Genomic DNA, 19,552 nt, shown 5'->3' on the forward strand with positions numbered 1-19,552 from the left:
AGTAATGGGCGCACAATATTGAGATAAGAGTGACGAAGCCCGCAGTCTAGGTGCCGCCCTGCGCCGAGACTGTCCCGAATGTGCGGCGAATCTGTGCGCAATTGTGTTCGATTGTTCGAGATTGTCTCCCCGCTGCCCCGCCGGCCGATCCGCCGGATAGAATTCGCGTGCCGCGTCGCGCACCAGCCTGCCGGGTGCGAAATGGCGCGTGCGCTCTGAGGAGACCATGAACGAAGTTCCGCTCAAATACCGTGTGCTGCTGATCGAGGACGACGATCGCCTCGCGCAGCTCGTCCGCGAATATCTCGACGGCTACGAATTCGCGGTGACGGTCGTGCGGCGCGGCGACCTCGCTGTCGCGGGCGTCCGCGAGCACCAGCCGGCCCTCGTGATACTCGACCTGATGCTGCCGAATCTCGACGGCATGGAAGTCTGCCGGCGCATCCGCGCATTCACCAACGTCCCGGTGCTGATCCTGACCGCGCGCGCGGACGTGTACGACCAGGTCGCCGGGCTCGAGACCGGCGCCGACGACTACGTGACGAAGCCGATCGAGCCGCGCGTGCTCGTCGCACGCGCCCGCGCGCTGTTGCGCCGCGCGCAGCCGGCCGCGGTGGAGGCGCCGGCCGTCGCGCCCGACGCGCTCGTATTCGGCGAACTCACGATCTCGCCGCCGAACCGCACCGTCACGTGGCGCGGCGAGCCGGTCGAGCTGAAGACCGCCGAATTCAATCTGCTGCTGATCCTTGCGCGCGCGGCCGGCACCGTGCTGAGCCGCGACGACATCCTGAAGCAGTTGCGCGGGATCGAATTCGACGGGCTCGACCGCTCGGTCGATTCCGGCATCTCGAAGCTGCGCCGCCGCTTCGAGGACGCTTCGTCGGAGCCGCACAAGATCAAGACGATCTGGGGCCGCGGCTACCTGTTCAGCCCTTCCGCATGGGACGAGTGAATGCTGCGCCCGCTACTCCGGTTGTATCTCGTCGTGATCCTGTTCGTCGGCGCGTCGATCATCTTCATCCAGCTGTCGTTCGACCGGATCTTCTACGAGCGCGGCGCGCAGGCTCAGCGCGACTCGCTGACGACCTACTCGTTCGTGCTGAACGACTATCTCGAACGCCATCCGGGCGCGCAGCGCGAGCTTGCGTTGCGCGAACTCGCGCTGCACGGCCGCGAAGGGTTCGGCTTCATGTCGATGGCCGACGCGCGTGCGCAATTGAGCGGCGCGCCGCTGCGCGATCTCGATGCGGGCCGGATCGCGATCAGCTACAACGGCAAGGATTACTACATGCCGCTCGCGGACGGCTCGGTGCTGCATGCGCGCCCGATCGAGGCGCCGGACCTCGACATCCGCATCTATGCGTACATGCTGCTCGCGCTCGCGACGCTGCTCGCGGTGGTGCTGTGGATTCACTATCACTGGCGCGACATTCGCCGGCTGCAGGATGCCGCGCGCGCGTTCGGCGCCGGGATGCTGTCGACGCGCGTGAAGCTGTCGGGCAAGTCGAACATCTACGAGCTGTCGCAGCAGTTCAACGACATGGCCGCGCGCATCGAGGCGTCGATCAAGCAGCAGCGCGAAATGATGCACGGCATCTCGCATGAACTGAAAACGCCACTCGCCCGACTCGAATTCGGGCTCGCGCTGCTCGCCGACGCCGACGAAACAGGCCGGATGCGCGAGCGCCGCGACGCGCTGCGGCGCGACGTGCGCGAACTCGACGAGCTCGTCACCGAGCTGCTGACGATCGGCCGGCTCGAACAGGGCGCGAGCGAACTCGCTCCGATGGACGTCGACGTCGACGCGCTGATCGACAGCGTCGCCGGCAACGTCGCGGACGACATCGCCGATCGCGGCATCGCGCTCGACGTGTCGACGCTCGATGCGCCCGCGACCCATGTCTGCGATCCGAAGCTCGTCGCCCGCGCGCTGCTGAACCTGATTCGCAACGGCGCGCGCTATGCGTCGCGCAAGGTCGTGCTGGCCGCCACGCGAGACCGGTCCGGCGCGCTCGTGCTGAGCGTCGACGACGACGGCCCCGGCATTCCGGCCGCCGAACGTGCCCGCGTGTTCGAGCCGTTCCAGCGGCTGGACTCGAGCCGCGACCGGCAGACCGGCGGCTTCGGGCTCGGGCTCGCGATCGTGCGACGCGTCGCGCAGGTGCACGGCGGCGACGTGCGGCTCGAGGATTCGCCGCTCGGCGGCGCGCGCTTCGTGATCACGCTGCCCATGCGCGCGCTGCCGGACACGCTCTTCGACGTCGCGCAGGACGCAGCGAGCACGCATGCCGACGCGCGGCGCCGCAGCGGCGCGGGTGCGGTCATCCCGCTTCGATAAAACACGCGGCGTGCGTCGGCCTGCCCCGCCCGACCGCGCCGCCGCTCAGCGCCGACGCAGCAGCGCGACGAAGAACAGGCTGCCGAACAGCGCGGTCACGATGCCGATCGGCAGATCCTCCGGCGCCGCGAGCGTGCGCGCGGCGACATCGGCCCATACGAGCAGGATCGCGCCCGCGAGCGCGGCGACCGGCAGCAGCCGGCCGTGCTCGGCGCCGACGACGCGACGGCACAGATGCGGCGTCACGAGTCCGACGAAGCCGATCGCGCCGCTCACCGCGACCATCGCGCCCGTCGCGAACGACGCGACGACGAACACCTCGCGCCGCATCCGTGCGCTCGGCACGCCGAGCGACGCGGCGGCGACGTCGCCCGACATCAGCGCATTCAGTTCGCGCCGGCGCGCATGGAGCGCGCCGACGGCGAGCACCGCGCACACGGCCGGCACCGGCAGCAGGTCCCAGCGCGCGAGCCCGACGCCGCCGAGCATCCAGAACAGCACCGACGATGCGGCGCGCTGGTCGCCGAGATACAGCAGCAGGTTGCCGAACGCGGCCATCATGAACGACACCGACACGCCCGCGAGCAGCAGCCGGTCCGATTCGAGCCGGCCGCTCCGGTAAGCGAGCGCGACCACGCACGCCGTGGCCGCGAGCGCCCCCCCGCAAAGGCGGCGGCCGACAGCGTGAACGGGCCGAACGCCGCGCCGGCCACCACCGTGACCGCGACCGCGCCGAGCATCGCGCCCGCGCTCACGCCGAGCAGGTGCGGATCGGCCAGGCGGTTCGCGGTCGCCGCCTGCAACGCGACGCCGACCGTCGCCAGCGTCGCGCCGACGATCGCGGCCAGCAGCGCACGCGGCATCCGGATCAGCCACACGATGCTGTCGTCGCCCGCTGCCGCGGCGAACGCGTCGGCGCCGCCGAACGCCGACGCGACGTGCGCGGCGACGATCCGCACCGCGGCCGGCATCGCGATCGGCGCCGGGCCGAACGCGGCCGACACGACGATCGACGCGATCAGCAGCACGGCCAGCGCCGGCAGCACCATGCGCATGCGGGGCCGCGCCACCTGCCCGCGCACGCTCATCGCGCCGCTCCGGCAAATGCGGCCGGATACAGCGCGCGTGCGAGCGTCTCGACGGCCGCGACGTTCTCGGGGCCCGGCGTCGCGGCATCGTACGGAATCACGACGAAGCGCCGGTCGCGGATCGCGGCCACGCGCGCGAGCGCCGGCTGGCTCGACAGGAACTGCTGCTTCTGCGCGGCCGTGACCGCCGAATAGTCGACGATCACGATCACTTGCGGATCGCGCGCGACCACGCTTTCCCAGCTCACCTGCGTCCAGCTGCGCGGCAGGTCGTCCATCACGTTGCGTGCGCCCGCCGCCGCGAGCAGCGCGGTCGGCATCGCGAGCCCGCCCGCCGTCATCGGCTTGTCGGTGCCGCTGTCGTACACGAACACGCGCACTGGCGCCGGGCGCCCGATCGCACGCGACACCGCCGCGAGCCGCGCGCGCATCGCGGCGACGACCTGCGCGGCGCGCGCATCGACGCCGAAGATCCGGCCGAGATTGGTCAGGTCGCGGAACACGTCGTCGAACGATGCGGCCGACTGCTTCATCACGTGCGAACACGATTCGGTCAGTTCGTACGTGCGGATGCCGAACGGCGCGAGCGTCGCCGGCGTCACCGGCCCGCCGACATGCATCCCGTAGTTCCAGCCGGCGAGATAGAAGTCTGCGCGCGCGGCGGCCAGCACTTCCAGCGACGGATACTGGCTCGCCAGTTCGGGCACGCCGCGCAATGCGTCGCGCACGCGCGGTGCCCGTCTTCCAGCCGCCGATGCCCGTATAGCCGACGAGCCGGTCCTTCAGGCCAAGCACGAGCATCATCTCGGTGAGGTTCACGTCGTTGCTCACCGCACGCCGTGGCGCGCGCTCGAACGTCACGTCGCGGTCGCAACTGCGCACGGTGACCGGATAGGCGAGCGCGTGAACGGCCGCGCAGCCGAGCACGGCGGCGGCAAGCAGCCGGCGGGACACGAAGGACAGGACGGGAAACGGCATGGCGGTCATTCCGGATGAAGCAGCGTGATGCGCGGGCGGCCCGTGACGGGATGGCGATCGACGAGCGCGGCGACGCCGAACACGTCGCGCAGCAGCGCTTCGGTGAGCACGTCGTCCGGCGCGCCGGACGCGACGACGCGGCCGTGCGCGAGCACATGGAGCCGGTCGCAATACGCGGCCGCGAGATTGAGGTCATGAATCGTCGCGAGCGTCGCGATGCCGAGGCGGCGCACGCGCGCGAGCAGTTCGAGCTGGTGACGCAGGTCGAGATGGTTGGTCGGTTCGTCGAGCAACAGCAGCTCGGGCTGCTGCGCGAGCGCGCGAGCCAGCAGCGCGCGCTGCTTCTCGCCGCCCGACAGCGACGCGAAGCGCTGGGCGCGGCGCTCGACGAGGCCGACGTCGTGCAGCGCGGAGTCGACGATCCGGCGATCGTCGGCCGATTCCGCATCGAACGCCCGCTTGTGCGGCGTGCGGCCCATGCCGACCAGTTCGTCGACCGTCAGCCCGAAATCGTCCGGCGTTTCCTGCTGCAGCACCGCGATGCGCCGCGCGACCGCGCGCGGCCGCATGCGCCACACGTCCTCGGCGTCGAGCGCGACGCGACCCGCGTGGGGCCGCGCGTAGCGGAACACGCAGCGCAGCAGGCTCGTCTTGCCGCTGCCGTTCGGGCCGACCAGCCCGACGAATTCGCCTTCGGCCACCGTCAGCGTCACCGAATCGAGCACGTCGACCGTGCCGCCGGGAGACCAGCGCACGCGTTCGATGTCGAGCATGTGGGTGACGGCACACATGTCGTGCCGGCCTAGAAGCGCATCGTCGCGAGGAGCTCCGCCGAGCGCGACGGGCCGAGCAGCCATTGCTCGCCGCCGTTCGACGTCGTCACCGCGTACGTGCGGTTCGCGAGATTGCGCAGCGTCAGCGCGAGTTCGGTGCGCGACGTCGGCTGCCAGCGCAGCGACGCATCGAACACCGTATACGACGGCACCTGTATGCGATTGGCGTCGTCGCCGTAGGTCGGCCCGACGTAGCGCACGCCCGCATTCGCCTGCCAGCGCTCGGCGAACGCCCAGCCGAGCCACAGGTTCGCGGTCCGCTGCGGCACGCCGGACGGCACGTTGCCGGCCCGCGACACCGTCGCGCCGCCGGCCGTCTGGTTGAATGCGTCGTAGCGCGCACGCAGCAGCGCGACGTTCGCATCGACCGTCCAGCCGTGCGGCAGCCGCGCGCCGCCCGTCAGCTCGACGCCGCGCGACGATTGCCGGCCAACCTGCTGGCGCAGCGCCGGATTGAACGGATCGGTGCTGAGCAGGTTGCGCTTCGCGATGTCGTACACGGCGAACGTCCAGTACGCGCGACCGTCGAGCAGCGTCTGCTTGAGGCCGGCTTCCCACTGTTCGCCGGTCGCGAGCCGGTAGCCCGCCTGCGACGCCGACAGCGTCAACAGCGAGCCGACGCCCTCCGCGCCCGTCGTGTACTGCGCATACGCGCTGAACGTCGGTGCGATGTCGAACACGAAACCGGTGCGCCAGCCGACGTTCGCGAATCGCTTGTCGAAGCCCGCGCCGGTCGCCGCCTGCTCGCGGCTGAACGCGATGTGGTCGTAGCGCAGGCCGCTCACCCACGCGAGCCGCGGCAGCACCTCGAGCCGGTTCTCCGCGAATACCGCCGCCTGCCGCGCGCGCGTGCTGAACTGCGGCACAGTCGGGTCCGGGCTCGTGAATACGCCGGGATCGAAGCCGTGCGCCGGTACCGTCGTTTCGCCGCCGTACGGCGAATTGTTGATGCCGCTGAACGTGGTCTGGCTGAATTCCGTGCCGACGACGAAACGGTTCGCGCGACCGAACAGCATGCCGTCGAAGCGCGCGCTCAGCCGGTCGCCGATCTGTCGCTGATGGTGGCCGATGTCGAGATAGTCGCCGCGCGTGACACGTCCCGTCGCGCGATCCAGCACATACGATTCGGCATTGCGCCAGTGGCGGTTCGAGGTCAGGTAGTAGAGCTGGTTGTCGATCGTCACGCCGGCCGCGGGCCGGTAGCTGGCCGACAGGCGCGTCCACTGGTCGTAGTACGAAATCGTCGCGTCACCGACCGTGTAGTTCAGCTTGCGCAGCGACGGATCGAGCACGCCGTTCGGCGCGGGCACGCCATAGTACGTCGCGGGCATCTGGCGCCCGTAGTCGTAGTCGAGCGTCAGCGTGAGCCGGGGGCTCACGTCGACTGTCAGCGCGCCGCCGATGGCCGTCGTATGCGTATCGGCCCGCTCGGCGAGACCGTTCGCGCGCGCATCGCTCGCGTAGAAGCGGTACGACAGCCGCGGGCCGAGCGCGCCCGTCGTATCGAACGCGAAGCGCTTCGCGCCGTCGGGGCCGACGCCGGCCTGCAGCGTCGTCTCGCGCGTGCGCCGAGGCCGCTTCGGCACCACGTTCACGACCCCGCCGATCGCCCCTTCGCCGTACAGCACCGATGCCGGCCCGCGCAGCACCTCGATGCGCGCGACCGACCACGTGTCGAACGGAAACGTGATCGTGCCGGCCGCCGGCATCAGCCGCACGCCGTCGAGCAACATCATCACCGACTCCTGCCCGCTGAAGCCGCGCACGCTCGATGCGGTGCCACCGGTGCCCGGTGCAATCGCGCTCGCAAAGCCGGCCGTGCGCGTGACCGCGTCGAGCACGGTGCGGTCGCCGCGTGCTTCGATCGTATCGGCCGTGACGGTTTCGACGCTCGCGGGCGTGTCGAGGCTCGCGAGCCCGAGCCGCGAGCCCGTTTCGAGCGGTTGCGTCAGCGGGTCGGCCGGTGCGGACGAAGCCGTGACGCGGATCGCCGGCAGCGCGTGCCGGTCGTCCGGCGCCGATGCGGCGGCTTCGGCGGCCAGCGCGCCGGTGGTCGCGATCGCGCAGCCGACCAAGGTCGTGCAACCGCGTGCCGCGCGCGTGCGCCAGGCGCTCGCGTTCCGGCGCGGCGCGGCGTGGCGCCGCGCCCCGCGCGCCGGGGTGTGTCCGATTCTCGTCACGTCGTATCGATCTTCGCAGGATGTCGTCGCACGCGAGCGGCCCGGGCAGCCCGCCCGGCCGGCGACGAAAACCTCGGATGATACAATATATCAACTTGATTCGTCAGGATTTTGACAGCTTGGGTTGCCGCTCCGCGCGTCTGCGGCGGGAAACCGAACTGCATCCGCGGCTTGTCGGCCTGCGGCCGGTTGCGTGCCGTGAACGCGTGCACCCGCACACGTACGCGCTTGCCGTGCGCGTCGTCGAGGCTGCGCCCGACCTCGCGCGGGGCCGGCAACGCGGCCGCAAGCCGGTTGCACGCTAGCGCGTGTTCCCGCTCACCCGCCGGTCTTGAACGCCGGCAACAGCTGCCCGAGCCGTGCACCCATTTCCGCGCCGAGCGCCTGCAGCGCATTGAACGGCCGGATCATCACCTCGAATTCGACGATTCGCCCTTCGTCGTCGAAGCGGATCATGTCGATCCCCTTCAGCGCCTTGTCGCCGACGGTCGCGTCGAACTCCAGCACGACGCTCTTGCCGTCGTCGGTCGCGAACTGGCGGTGATACGTGAAATTCTCGAGGATCGTGATCACCGTGCGCAGCGCCATCAGCAGCGCGGGCGCCGGCCCGTACGGCTTGAACGCCATCGGCGAACGGAACACGGCGTCCGGATGGACGATCGATTCCAGCGCGCCGAAATCCCTGCGCTCGACCATCGCGTGCCACGCGTCGAGCGATTTCGCGACGGCGGGATGAACATTCAGCAGTGAGTGCGTCATCGCGGTCTCCAGTAACGTTGTTGGATCGAATGGAAACGAGTCGGTATCAAAGCGTCGCGGCCAGCGTCGTGCCCTGGTGAATCGCGCGCTTCGCATCGAGTTCGGCGGCCTCGTATGCGCCGCCGATCAGATGCACGCGGCATCCGGCGGCTTGCAGTTGCTCCGCCAGCTCGCGCGACGACTCCTGCCCCGCGCAGATCACGACGTTGTCCACCGGCAGCGTCTGCTCGACGCCGTCGATCGTCACGTGGAAACCGTCGTCGTCGATGCGCCGGTACGTGACCGCCGACGACATCCCGACGCCGCGCGCCTTCAGCGCCGCGCGGTGAATCCATCCGGTGGTCTTGCCGAGCCCGTCGCCGACTTTCGACGCCTTGCGCTGCAGCAGATGCACGTGCCGCGCCGCCGGTTCGGGCCGCGCGGCGCCGAGCCCGCCCGCTGTCGCATACGTACTGTCGACACCCCATTCGCTGAAGAAACGGTCGGCATCGACGCGCTCGCCGCCGTCGCGATGAACGAGATATTCGGCGACGTCGAAGCCGATGCCGCCCGCGCCGACGATCGCGACGCTGCGGCCGACGGCGTTGCCGTCGCGCAGCACGTCGAGATAGCCGAGCGCCTTCGGATGGTCGATGCCTTCGATCGGCGGTGTACGCGGCACGATGCCCGTCGCGATCACCACTTCGTCGAATTCGCGTTGCAACAGCATCTCGGCGCTCGCACGCGTATTGACGTGCAGCGTGATGCCGCGCAGCTCGATCTGCCGGCGGAAGTAGCGCAGCGTCTCGTTGAACTCTTCCTTGCCGGGCACCTTCTTCGCGAGGTTGAACTGGCCGCCGATCTCGGCGCCGGCCTCGTACAGCGTGACCGCGTGACCGCGCTCGGCCGCCGTGACCGCGAAGCCGAGGCCCGCCGGCCCCGCGCCGACCACCGCGATCCGCTTGCGCCGCGGCGCGGGACGAATCACGAGCTCGGTTTCATGGCACGCACGCGGGTTCACGAGGCACGACGTGATCCTGCCGCTGAACGTATGGTCGAGACACGCCTGGTTGCAGCCGATGCACGTGTTGATTTCGTCCGCGCGCCCTTCCCGCGCCTTGCGGACGAATTCGGCATCGGCGAGGAACGGCCGCGCCATCGACACCATGTCGCAATAGCCGTCGGCGAGCAGTTGCTCGGCGACTTCCGGCGTGTTGATCCGGTTGGTCGCGACGAGCGGAATGCCGACCTTGCCCATCAGTTGCCGCGTCACCCACGCATACGCGGCGCGCGGCACCTTGGTCGCGATGGTCGGAATGCGCGCCTCGTGCCAGCCGATACCGGTGTTGAGGATCGTCGCGCCGGCCGCCTCGATCGCCCGCGCGAGCCGGATCACCTCGTCGAGCGTCGAGCCGCCTTCGACGAGATCGAGCATCGACAGCCGGTAGATGACGATGAAGTTCGCGCCGACGCGCTCGCGCACGCGCCGCACGATCTCGACCGCGAAGCGGATGCGGTTGTCGTACGCACCGCCCCACGCATCGTCGCGATGGTTCGTGCGCGCGGCGATGAATTCGTTGATCAGGTAGCCCTCGGAGCCCATGATCTCGACGCCGTCGTAGCCCGCATGCTGCGCGAGCGCCGCGCATCGCACGAAATCGGCGATCGTCTCGTCGACCTCGTCGCTCGTCAGCGCATGCGGCGTGAACCGGTTGATCGGCGCCTTCAGCGCGCTGGGCGCCGCGAGCGCCGGGTGATACGCATAGCGCCCGAAATGCAGGATCTGCAACGCGATCCTGCCGCCTTCCGCGTGCACCGCGCGCGTCACGACACGATGGCGTTCGGCGTCCGCTTCGGTCGTCAGCATCGCGCCGCCGGGCGCCGGGCGGCCACGCTCGTTCGGCGCGAAGCCGCCCGTGACGATCAGCCCGGCCTCGCCCCGTGCGCGCTCCGCATAGAACGCCGCCATCCGCTCGAAGCCGTTCGGCGCCTCCTCGAGGCCGACGTGCATCGACCCCATCAGCACGCGGTTCCTGAGCGACGTGAAGCCGAGTTCGAGCGGGGTCGTCAAATGCGGATAACGGGAGGTCATCGGGAGCGTCTCCAATTTTTATGCAACAAGTTGCACGGATGGTAGCTCGCCGCCCTCGTTTATGCAACATGTTGCATAAACAGGATCCCGTCGTTTGTGCCGTGGCCCCGATATGGCAAGATGCAGGCCATTGCGCAGCCTCCTTCGATCCGACATGTCCCTGCCTCACGCGCTTCTCACCGCCCTCGCCGAACGTCCCGGTTCGGGGTCCGAGCTCGCCGATCGTTTCGATCGCTCGATCGGCTACTTCTGGCAGGCGACGCATCAGCAGATCTATCGCGAACTCGGGCGTCTCGAGGAAGCGGGCTGGATCGAATCGCTGCCGGCCGAATCCGGTCGCGGCCGCAAGCGCGCGTACCAGATCCTGCCGGCCGGCAAGAAGGAATTGCGCCGCTGGATCGCCGAACCGGAAGATCCGACGCCGTTGCGCGAAGCGTTGATGGTGCGCCTGCGCGCGGAAGCCGTGCTCGGGCCGGCCGGCCTCGAGGACGAGATCCGGCGGCGCATCGCGCTGCATCAGGAAAAGCTCGACCTGTATCTGCAAATCGAGGCGCGTGATTTTTTGGCGGCCGGCGATCCGGCGGCCGGCGATCCGGCGGCCGGCGCCCCGGCGGCCGGCGAGTCACGCACGAAGCGCCTGCAGCATCTGGTGCTGCAGGCCGGCATCGCGAACGAGCGGTTCTGGGTCGAGTTTTCGCAGCACGCGCTCGATACGCTGCGTCTGCCGAAGGATTGACGCCGCGGCGCGGCGGTTCGCTTCACCGCCGCTCGACATCGTGCGTCTGACTACATGGCGAGGATGCCTTTACAACGCTCGCCCCGCGCCCGTCGTCATGAAGAACCCGCCGCGCGGCCCGCGTTGAATCGCCGCGCGGCGAAACCGGATCACGCGTCCGGGAAAATCACCACCTTGCCCTTCACCTGCCGGTTCGCCATCCGCGCGATCGCGTCGGCCGCACCGTCCAGCGACACGCGCTCGGTGATCGCGGGCCGCACCTTGCCGGCCGCGAACCATTCGGCGAGCAGCCGCATGTTCGCGGCATGCTGCGCCGGATCGCGCCGCACCGCATCGCCCCAGAACACGCCGAGAATGTCGCGCTCCTTCAGCAGCGCGAGGTTCAGCGCGATCTTCGGAATCTCGCCGGCCGCGAAGCCGACCACGAGAAACCGGCCGCGCCACGCGGTCGCACGCAGCGCCGCTTCGCTGCATGCGCCGCCCACCGGATCGTAGACGACGTCGGCCCCGCGCCCGCCGGTCAGTTCGTCCACGCGGCGGCGCAGATCCTCGGTCGCATAGTCGATCGTTTCGTCGGCGCCCGCTTCGCGGCACAGCGCGAGCTTGTCCGCGCTCGACGCCGCCGCGATCACGCGCGCACCGAGCGCTTTCGCGATCTCGATCGCGGCGAGCCCGACGCCGCCGGCCGCACCCAGCACGAGCAGCGTCTCGCCCGCCTGCAACCGCGCACGCTGCTGCAACGCGTGCAGCGACGTACCGTACGCGAGCACGAGCGCCGCGCCCTGCTCGAACGTCATGCCCGGCGGCAACGCGGCGAGCTGGTGCGCATCGGCCACGCACTGCTGCGCGAACCCGCCGTGCCCGGTAAACGCCATCACGGAATCGCCGGGCCGCCATGCGGTGACGCCCTCGCCGACCGCGTCGATCACGCCGGCAAACTCGGCGCCCGGCGAAAACGGCAACGCCGGTTTCACCTGATAGAGCCCCTGGACGATCAGCGCGTCGGGAAAATTGAGCGACGCCGCCTTCACCTGGATCCGGACCTGCCCGGCAGCCGGTTCGGGAATCGCGACGTCCTCGATGCGCAAGCGGTCGATCGGGCCGAATGCGGTACACAACAGGGCTTTCATGCGCTTCTCTCTCCTTGCGCGGCGTGGCCGGGCATCGGTATGGTCCGCGGGATCCGCCCGCTCGGCCGGTTCGCGACGAACGCACGATGGCCTTCGGCATCGGCACGATCGTCAGCATTCCGGCTGGCGGAAATTTAGCACGGTCGTTCGCAACCGACAACGACGCACATGCGAGTCCGCGCACCGGGAGGTGGGCCGGGCCGCGCGATGCGGCCCGGCGGCGCCGCCACGAACGGTCGTTGCGTCAACCCGCCCGCGGTTTCGCGAGCTGATCGGCAACCGGCAGGCTGCGGATACGCGTGCCGGTCGCCGCGAAGATCGCGTTGGTCAGCGCCGGCGCGACGGGCGGCAGGCCCGGTTCGCCGACGCCGCCGAGCGGCGTCGAGTAGTCGTCCGGCGCGACGAGATGCACGCGGATCTCGCGCGGCGCCTCGTTCATCCTCAGCACCTGGAAGCCGTTGAAGTTGCTCTGCTCCGGATGGCCGTCCTTGAACGTGATCTCCCCGTGCAGCGCGATGCCGAGCCCCATCACCACCGCGCCCTCGAGCTGCGAGCGCACGCGCTCCGGATTGACCTGCGGCCCGCAGTCGATCGCGATGTCGACGCGCGGCACCGAGATCCCGCCGTCCGCGCCGACCTGAACCTCGCACACGGCGGCCGTGTACGACACGAAGCTGCGATGCGCGGCGATCCCGAGCCCGTGCCCCTTCGGCAGCTTGCGGCCCCAGCCGGCTTCGCGCGCGACCGTCTCGACCACGCGCCGCAGCCGCCCCGTATCGACCGGATACAGCGCGGGATCCTCGCCGTAGTTCACGTTCTTCACCGTGATGTGCGGTTCGAAACGCCGCGCGGGCCCGATCAGTTCGAGCAGGAAATCCTTCGGATCGCGGCCGGCCGCATGCGCGAGCTCCGACACGAAACTCTGGATGCCGAACGCATGCGGGATGTTGTACACCGAACGGAACCAGCCGATCCGCGTGTGCGCTTCGGCGGCCGGATTCTCGATCCGCACGTTCGGAATCGCGAACGGCAGATCCGCGATGCCCTGCGCGAGTTCGCCCGGCTGCTCGTGCACGACGCCGGCCCGGAACGTCGACTGGATCGACGGCGCGACCGTGCGATGCTGCCACGCGACGACCTTCCCCGACGCATCGATCCCGCCGTCGAACGCCTCGAGCGACACCGCGTGGAAGTAGTCGTGCGCGATGTCGTCCTCGCGCGTGAAGGTCAGCTTCACGGGCGCGCCGACCGACTTCGACAGCAGCGCGGCTTCCACCACGTAATCGGGCTTCGACTTGCGCCCGAAGCCGCCGCCGAGCAGCGTCACGTTGACCGTCACGCGCTCGGTCGGCAAGCCGAGCGCCTTCGCGATCTCGTCGCGCGTGGTCTGCGGCGCCTGCGTGCAGGTCCACACTTCGCAACGGCCGTCGGCCACGCGCGCGACGGCCGCGGGCGGCTCCATCGTCGCGTGCGCGAGATGCGGGACGTAGTACGTCGCACGCACGCGTTTCGCGGCGCCGGCGAGCGCGGCCGCCGCGTCGCCGTCGTTGCGGATCGCGTCGCCCGGCTGCGCGGCGGCCGCTTCGAGCGTCTTGCGATAGGCGGCCGAGTCGTAGCCCGCATGCGGCCCGCGCTTCCAGTCGATCTTCAACTGCGCGCGTGCCTGGATGGCCGTCCACGTATCGCGCGCGACGACGGCCACGCCGCCGAGCGGCTGGAAGCCGGACGGCAGCGGCGTCGACGCCAGTTGCACGACCTTGACGACGCCCGGCAGCTTCTCGGCGGCCGACGCATCGAACGACGCGACCGTGTCGCCGTAGGCCGGCGGTCGCGCGACGACCGCATACAGCATGCCGTCGAGCCGCGTATCGATCCCGTACTGTGCCCGGCCGCCGACGATGTCGCGTCCGTCGATCAGCGCCGTCCTGCCCTTGCCGATATAGCGGAATTCGGCCGGCGCCTTCAACGCGAGCGTCGTCGTATCCGGCACCGGCAGCGCGGCCGCCTTCGCCGCCAACTCGCCGAAGCCGAGCGTGCGTCCGGTCTTCGGGTCGACGACCTCGTGCACCGTCACCTTGACCTGGCGCACGTCGACGCCCCACTCCGCAGCGGCCGCCTGCGCGAGCATCGTGCGCGCGGCCGCGCCCGCGCGGCGCAGCGCGGCGAAGCTCTGGCGCAAGCTGCGCGACCCATCGGTGTTCTGGTTGCCGTAACGCGCCTCGTCGCCGACCGCTTGCGCGACCTTCACGCGCGCCCAGTCCGCGCCCAGCTCGTCGGCCACCACGAGCGCGACGCTCGTGCGCACGCCCTGCCCCATCTCGGAGCGGATGCAGGTCACCGTGACGGTGCCGTCCGTTGCGATCGCAACGAACAGGTTCGGATCGTCGCGCAAGCCGTGCGGCATGCCCGCGCCGCCGTATCGCGGATTCGCGCTGACGGGCGGCTGCACGGGCGCGGCCGCCAGCGCGAGCGACGGCACGCCGAACGCGAGCAGCAGCCCGCCTGACGCGAAGCCGAGCAGCAGCGCGCGGCGGCTTTCGTTGTGGACGGAGAATTCGGATGCGCTCATGCGGCACCTCCGCGGCGCACGGCCAGCCGGATCGCCGCGCGAATGCGCGTATAGGTGCCGCAGCGGCAGATGTTGCCGGACATCGCATCGTCGATGTCGGCGTCGCTCGGATGCGGATTCGTCTTCAGCAGCGACGCGGCCTGCATGATCTGCCCGGACTGACAGTAGCCGCACTGTGCGACGTTCAACTCCTGCCACGCCTGCTGCAGCGGGTGCGTGAGGTCCGTCGACAGCCCCTCGATCGTCGTCACGCGCTTGCCGGAAGCCGCCGCGACCGGCGTGATGCAAGACCGGATCGCCACGCCGTCGAGATGGACGGTGCACGCACCGCACAGCGCCATGCCGCAGCCGAACTTGGTGCCGGTGTGGCCGAGGACATCGCGCAGATACCAGAGCAACGGCATGTCGGGATTGCCGTCGAAGTGCTGCTCGCTACCGTTGACGGTCAGCGTGATCATCGTTCACCTCCTGGTTGCGATGCCGGCCGGGCAGGCATCGGGTGGGGATTCGAACGGCGCGGCGCACATTCCGAACGATCAGGCAGGCGTGGCGCCGTTTCGTCGGCCGTTGCCCGTGCAGGCACGGCCGGGCGGATGCCGCGAACGATGCTGTCGGCCGTTGCCCGTGCAACCTTTCAACCGAACGCCGGCCGGCCGCTCGTCCGCATGGATCGCCGTCGGCATTATCGAACCATTTCGGATTTGACGTCGGATCGGGGCGATTCGGAGTTTTAGGCAAGCGGGAAGAAAACACGGCCGGGAACGGGGCGTGTCGGTGACGCGACTGGCGAATGCAACGGGACGATTCGTGCCGGGGCGCACACGTGCAAACATCCGGCCGACCTCGCGGCCGGACCGGATGCTCGATGGATGCGCGCGAACGCGTCGAAACGCGCTACCGCATGGTTTTCCTCACGGCGAGCGCAACGCCTGCAACCCGAGCGTGAGCGCGTTGAACGGCATTTCGGCGGCGCCCATCGCGAAACTCGTCGTCTTCGTGGGCACGCCGGGCGTACGCATCAACGCGTGCACGATCCGCTCGCTCGCATGGCCGTCGCCATACGGATTGCTCGCGCGCGACATTTCCTCGTAAGCGCTTTCGCTGTCGAACAGCCGCGACGCCTCCCACACGATCCTGTCCTGGTCGGTCCCGACGAGCCGCGCGGTGCCGGCCTGAATCGCCTCGGGCCGTTCGGTCGTCTCGCGCGTGACGAGCACCGGCTTGCCGAGCGCCGGCCCCTCTTCCTGAATGCCGCCCGAATCCGTGATGATGAAATACGCGCGCGACATCAGGAATACGAACGAAAGATATTCCTGCGGCTCGATCAGGTAGATGTTGGGCACGCCGCCGAGCCGCGCGCGCCGGTTCCCGCACGTTCGGATTCAGGTGCAGCGGATAGACGAACTGCGCATCCGGATAGCGTTTCGCCAGCGTGCAGAGCGCGTCGCAGAAATTCCGGAACGGTTCGCCGAAACTTTCGCGGCGATGGCCGGTGATCAGCACGACGCGCCGCGACGGTTCGAGAAACGGGAAGTACGCGGCGATCCGGTCCGTTAGCGCGGCGGTGCGATCGAGCATGCGCTTGACCTCGTGCAACGCGTCGATCACGGTATTGCCGGTCAGCGAGACCGCCCCGCCCGGCACGCCCTCGCTCAGCAGATTGTCGCGTGCCTGCCCGGTCGGCGCGAAATGCCATGACGACACCGCATCGGTCACGCGGCGATTCAGTTCCTCCGGCCACGGCGACCAGATGTCGCCGCTGCGCAGCCCGGCCTCCACGTGCCCGACCGGCAGATAGCGATAGAACGCCGCGAGGCTCACCGCGAGCGTGGTCGTCGTATCGCCGTGCACCAGCACGACGTCCGGACGCAATTCGTCGAAGACCATGCCGATCGCCTGAAGAATGCCGGTCGTCACGTCGGTCAGCGTCTGGCCCTGCCGCATCAGGTTGAGATCGTAGTCGGGCTTGATGTCGAACAGCGTCAGCACCTGGTCGAGCATTTGCCGATGCTGCGCGGTCACGCATACCCGGGCGTCGACACCCGCCTGCGCCTTCAGCGCGCGCACCAGCGGCGCCATCTTGATGGCCTCCGGCCGAGTCCCGAACACAAGCAAGATCTTCTTCATCGTTGTCCTCGTTTAGCCGCTTCGCGCGTGGCGATCCTGCACGTGGCGCGAAGCATGTATTCGGGCGGCGCACCCCGTACTCGCGCGCGATCGACATGCCGTGGTGCTGCGGGGCGAGCGGCCACCTCGTCCGCGCGGTCCGGGCCGCGCGAATCGTCGTACTACCGGCCGGTTGCGGTGGATCCATCACGTCATGAGCAGCTCCTCGCCGTGTCGAGCGTCAGGTCCTCCTGCTACAGCAATATTCAAACCAGCCGGCCCGCATCCCGGCCCGCTTCGTTTCACGGCGATCGTGTGCACGCGGCGCGTTGCGGAATGTTTCACAACTGCTACGGGCGCCCGCATCGCCGCCCCCCCGCGACAACGACAAACACCGGGACGCGCGCGCGATCCGTCACACGACGTCGTCCGACGAATCGCGCATGCCTGTCGTCACGCGTGACGCATCGAAGCGCGCGCATCTTTCGACGCGCGTTGCGTCGTCTCGATTCGCCCCTTTCGTCGGTGCAGCGCGTGGCGCGCGCGCGGCCGTCGGTCGCCGTCGCGCGTACGGAATTTCTCCGGCGCAAGATGGTGCTTGCGTCACACGAATCGGTGCGCGGGAAATGTTGCGAATGTGTAACGCGACGCCGAATCCGGCAAATAGATCGGAGTGCGTTCCATTTTCCTCATGCGAAACCGGCGCGCGTTTCGACCGCCATACCGCCGCCCGCGCGACGGATCAGAGACGACAGTCCGTCTGCGCAGCCGCTCCCCGCCAGCGCCCCAACGGACGGGACGAACCGGCCGCCACGCGAAGTGGGAAACGCTTGCCGCCGGCGCCGCGCGGGCTGAATGCGATCCGCGCACGCTGATTCGTCAGTGAATCAAAACGCGCCGCCCACGCGCGTCCCGGATTCGCTTCCCGGGCACGGCGCCTTGCCGCACGGGGCATCCGGGCAGATGGCTCACGCCTTGCTTGATGTCGGACAGGTGTCCCGAAGCACTCGCACGGCAGCAGACGGACGGGGACGCCAAGGCAACGAAGCCGGGAGGCGACGCAACGCGTCCGTCCGGGGCACCCGACCACGGCCCCTGCGCGACGGACGCGCCACCGCTTTCCATTGACATCCGCGCGATCCACGCAGCGCTTCGGCGCTCGCGGTCGTCGTTGCGGGACCGGGGACCAGGACATGAAGAAAACGCGCACGGCGTCACTCTGCGAGCAAGGCATCCTGCTGCTGATCGTGCTTGCCTGCTCGCTGATCGTGCGCGATACCGACACCGTATCGCAGGCAATTGCCGAACCCGCCCGGTTCGGCGCGCCGGCTGTGAACGCCGCGAACGCCGCACACATCGCGATCGCGGTGGAGCGCGCCGCGCTCGACAGCGTGACGCTGTCCCGCTCCGCGCAGGCGTCGCCCGATCCGGATGCGTCGCTCGCGCCGCCGCCCGCCACCCCGCCGGACCTCACGTTCGATCCCGAGTTGCTGCTGATGCCGTGCGTGGCCTACCTGTGGCTGTTCACGCTGCTGACGTGCGCGTATGCCGCACGGCACTACGTATTCAGCATCGATCGCCTGTTCAAGCCGCAGCATGCGCCCTACCGGACGATGACCCACGGCGACTGGCCGAGGCTCACGGTCTTCGTCGCCGCCCACAACGAGGAAACCGTCATCGTCGATTGCCTGATGGCGCTGCTGGCCACGACCTACCCGCGCGACCGGCTGACGATCATTCCGGTCAACGACCGCTCGACCGACAACACGCGCGCGCTGATCGAGGAAGTCCGGGCGCTCGCGCCCGAGCTGATCCAGCCGTTTCACCGCGAGACCGGCAAGCCGGGCAAGGCGGCCGCGCTGAAGGATGCGCTGCGCTTCATCCGCGGCGACATCATGGTGGTATTCGACGCCGACTACCTGCCGCGCCCCGGGCTGCTGAAGGAGCTCGTCGCGCCGTTCTTCGACCCGGAAGTCGGCGCGGTGATGGGTCGCGTCGTGCCGCAGAACGCCGACAGCAACCTGCTCGCGCGGCTGCTCGATCTCGAGCGCGCGGGCGGCTACCAGGTCAACCAGCAAGCCCGCAACAATCTCGACCTGGTGCCGCAGTATGGCGGCACGGTCGGCGGCATCCGCAAGAGCGCGCTCGACGCCGTGGGCGGCTGGTGCGACGACACGCTCGCCGAAGACACCGACATGACCTACCGCCTGCTGCTCAGCGACTGGCGAACGGTCTATCTGAACCACGCCGAATGCTACGAGGAAGTGCCGGAGCGCTGGGCCGTCCGCGCCCGGCAACTGACGCGCTGGGCGAAGGGCCACAACCAGACGATGCTGCGCTATCTGCTGCCGGTGCTGCGCAATCCGCTGATTTCGCGGCGCTGCCGGCTCGACGGCGCGCTGCTGCTCGGCGTATTCGCGATGCCCGCGCTGCTCGCGATCGCCTGGAGCGCCGCGCTCGCGCTCTACCTGTTCAACGGCGTCAACTCGACCGCGCTCGGTTTGCTGCTGTCGCTGTTCGCGCTGTTCTCGTTCAGCACCTTCGGCAACTTCGGCGTGTTCTTCGAGATCGTCGTCGCCGCGCGGCTCGACGGCCGCGCGACGCGCCTGCGGCTCGTGCCGGTCAACGTCGTCGGCTTTTGCGTGACGATTGCGGCGGTCGTCTCCGCGCTCTGGGGGCTCCTGCTCGACGCCGCGTTGCGCCGCGAACTGAAATGGGACAAGACCGAGCGTTTTCGCCGGCAACTGAAACCGGAGCGATGAGC

The 19,552-nt window shown here is 69.3% G+C and carries 11 protein-coding genes and 3 pseudogenes; 4 read left to right on the forward strand and 10 right to left on the reverse strand.

All coding sequences use genetic code 11. From position 1 onward, the window contains the following. Positions 1 to 226 precede the first annotated feature (226 nt). Both LGN10_RS25505 and LGN10_RS25510 read left to right on the forward strand, forming a co-directional pair. Entirely contained in the window at positions 227 to 952 is a 726-nt protein-coding gene (locus LGN10_RS25505) for a response regulator (RefSeq protein WP_059573813.1), read from the forward strand. Then, entirely contained in the window at positions 953 to 2,338 is a 1,386-nt protein-coding gene (locus LGN10_RS25510) for an ATP-binding protein (protein WP_226225405.1), read from the forward strand. It begins immediately after the preceding gene. 45 nt (positions 2,339 to 2,383) lie between these two features. Here the strand turns inward: LGN10_RS25510 and LGN10_RS25515 are convergent. The 6 genes and pseudogenes from LGN10_RS25515 to LGN10_RS25540 form a co-directional block, all read right to left on the reverse strand. Beyond that, positions 2,384 to 3,426 (reverse strand): annotated as a pseudogene (locus LGN10_RS25515) (FecCD family ABC transporter permease). Further along, positions 3,423 to 4,413: pseudogene (locus LGN10_RS25520) on the reverse strand (ABC transporter substrate-binding protein). Before LGN10_RS25520 ends, LGN10_RS25515 begins: the two co-directional pseudogenes overlap by 4 nt. Next, positions 4,410 to 5,195, reverse strand: coding sequence for an ABC transporter ATP-binding protein (locus LGN10_RS25525; RefSeq protein ID WP_226225406.1), 786 nt, complete (start codon positions 5,193 to 5,195; stop codon positions 4,410 to 4,412). Before LGN10_RS25525 ends, LGN10_RS25520 begins: the two are co-directional and overlap by 4 nt. An 11-nt stretch (positions 5,196 to 5,206) precedes the next feature. Further along, positions 5,207 to 7,297, reverse strand: coding sequence for a TonB-dependent receptor (locus LGN10_RS25530; protein ID WP_226225462.1), 2,091 nt, complete (start codon positions 7,295 to 7,297; stop codon positions 5,207 to 5,209). 438 nt (positions 7,298 to 7,735) lie between these two features. Further along, positions 7,736 to 8,176 carry a nuclear transport factor 2 family protein gene (locus LGN10_RS25535; protein ID WP_226225408.1) on the reverse strand — a complete coding sequence of 147 codons (441 nt, stop codon included), beginning with the start codon at positions 8,174 to 8,176 and terminating at the stop codon, positions 7,736 to 7,738. Positions 8,177 to 8,222: 46 nt separating this feature from the next. Continuing rightward, positions 8,223 to 10,247, reverse strand: a complete 2,025-nt coding sequence (locus tag LGN10_RS25540) for an NADPH-dependent 2,4-dienoyl-CoA reductase (RefSeq protein ID WP_226225409.1) — start codon at positions 10,245 to 10,247, stop codon at positions 8,223 to 8,225. Positions 10,248 to 10,401: 154 nt separating this feature from the next. Between LGN10_RS25540 and LGN10_RS25545 the strand changes: the two genes are divergently transcribed. Beyond that, positions 10,402 to 10,983, forward strand: coding sequence for a PadR family transcriptional regulator (locus tag LGN10_RS25545; protein WP_226225411.1), 582 nt, complete (start codon positions 10,402 to 10,404; stop codon positions 10,981 to 10,983). 149 nt (positions 10,984 to 11,132) lie between these two features. On the opposite strand, the gene LGN10_RS25550 is transcribed toward LGN10_RS25545, so the two are convergent. The 4 genes and pseudogenes from LGN10_RS25550 to wecB all read right to left on the reverse strand — a co-directional run bounded on the left by LGN10_RS25550 (position 11,133) and on the right by wecB (position 16,809). Further along, positions 11,133 to 12,113: an NADPH:quinone oxidoreductase family protein gene (locus LGN10_RS25550; RefSeq protein WP_059640933.1), complete on the reverse strand. Its 981-nt coding sequence runs from the start codon at positions 12,111 to 12,113 to the stop codon at positions 11,133 to 11,135. Between the two features lie 244 nt (positions 12,114 to 12,357). Beyond that, positions 12,358 to 14,682, reverse strand: coding sequence for a xanthine dehydrogenase family protein molybdopterin-binding subunit (locus LGN10_RS25555; RefSeq protein ID WP_226225413.1), 2,325 nt, complete (start codon positions 14,680 to 14,682; stop codon positions 12,358 to 12,360). Then, positions 14,679 to 15,140: a (2Fe-2S)-binding protein gene (locus LGN10_RS25560; RefSeq protein WP_059573824.1), complete on the reverse strand. Its 462-nt coding sequence runs from the start codon at positions 15,138 to 15,140 to the stop codon at positions 14,679 to 14,681. Before LGN10_RS25560 ends, LGN10_RS25555 begins: the two co-directional genes overlap by 4 nt. Positions 15,141 to 15,593: 453 nt before the next feature. Next, a pseudogene (gene wecB / locus LGN10_RS25565) lies at positions 15,594 to 16,809 on the reverse strand (non-hydrolyzing UDP-N-acetylglucosamine 2-epimerase). 1,172 nt (positions 16,810 to 17,981) lie between these two features. On the opposite strand from wecB, the gene LGN10_RS25570 reads away from it, so the two are divergent. Then, a complete protein-coding gene (locus tag LGN10_RS25570; RefSeq protein WP_226225415.1) occupies positions 17,982 to 19,550 on the forward strand; it encodes a glycosyltransferase family 2 protein in 1,569 nt (522 codons plus the stop codon). Positions 19,551 to 19,552: the final 2 nt, after the last annotated feature.

The sequence above is a fragment of the Burkholderia sp. AU32262 genome, assembly GCF_020419985.1.
In the GTDB taxonomy this organism is placed as follows: Bacteria; Pseudomonadota; Gammaproteobacteria; order Burkholderiales; family Burkholderiaceae; genus Burkholderia; species Burkholderia semiarida.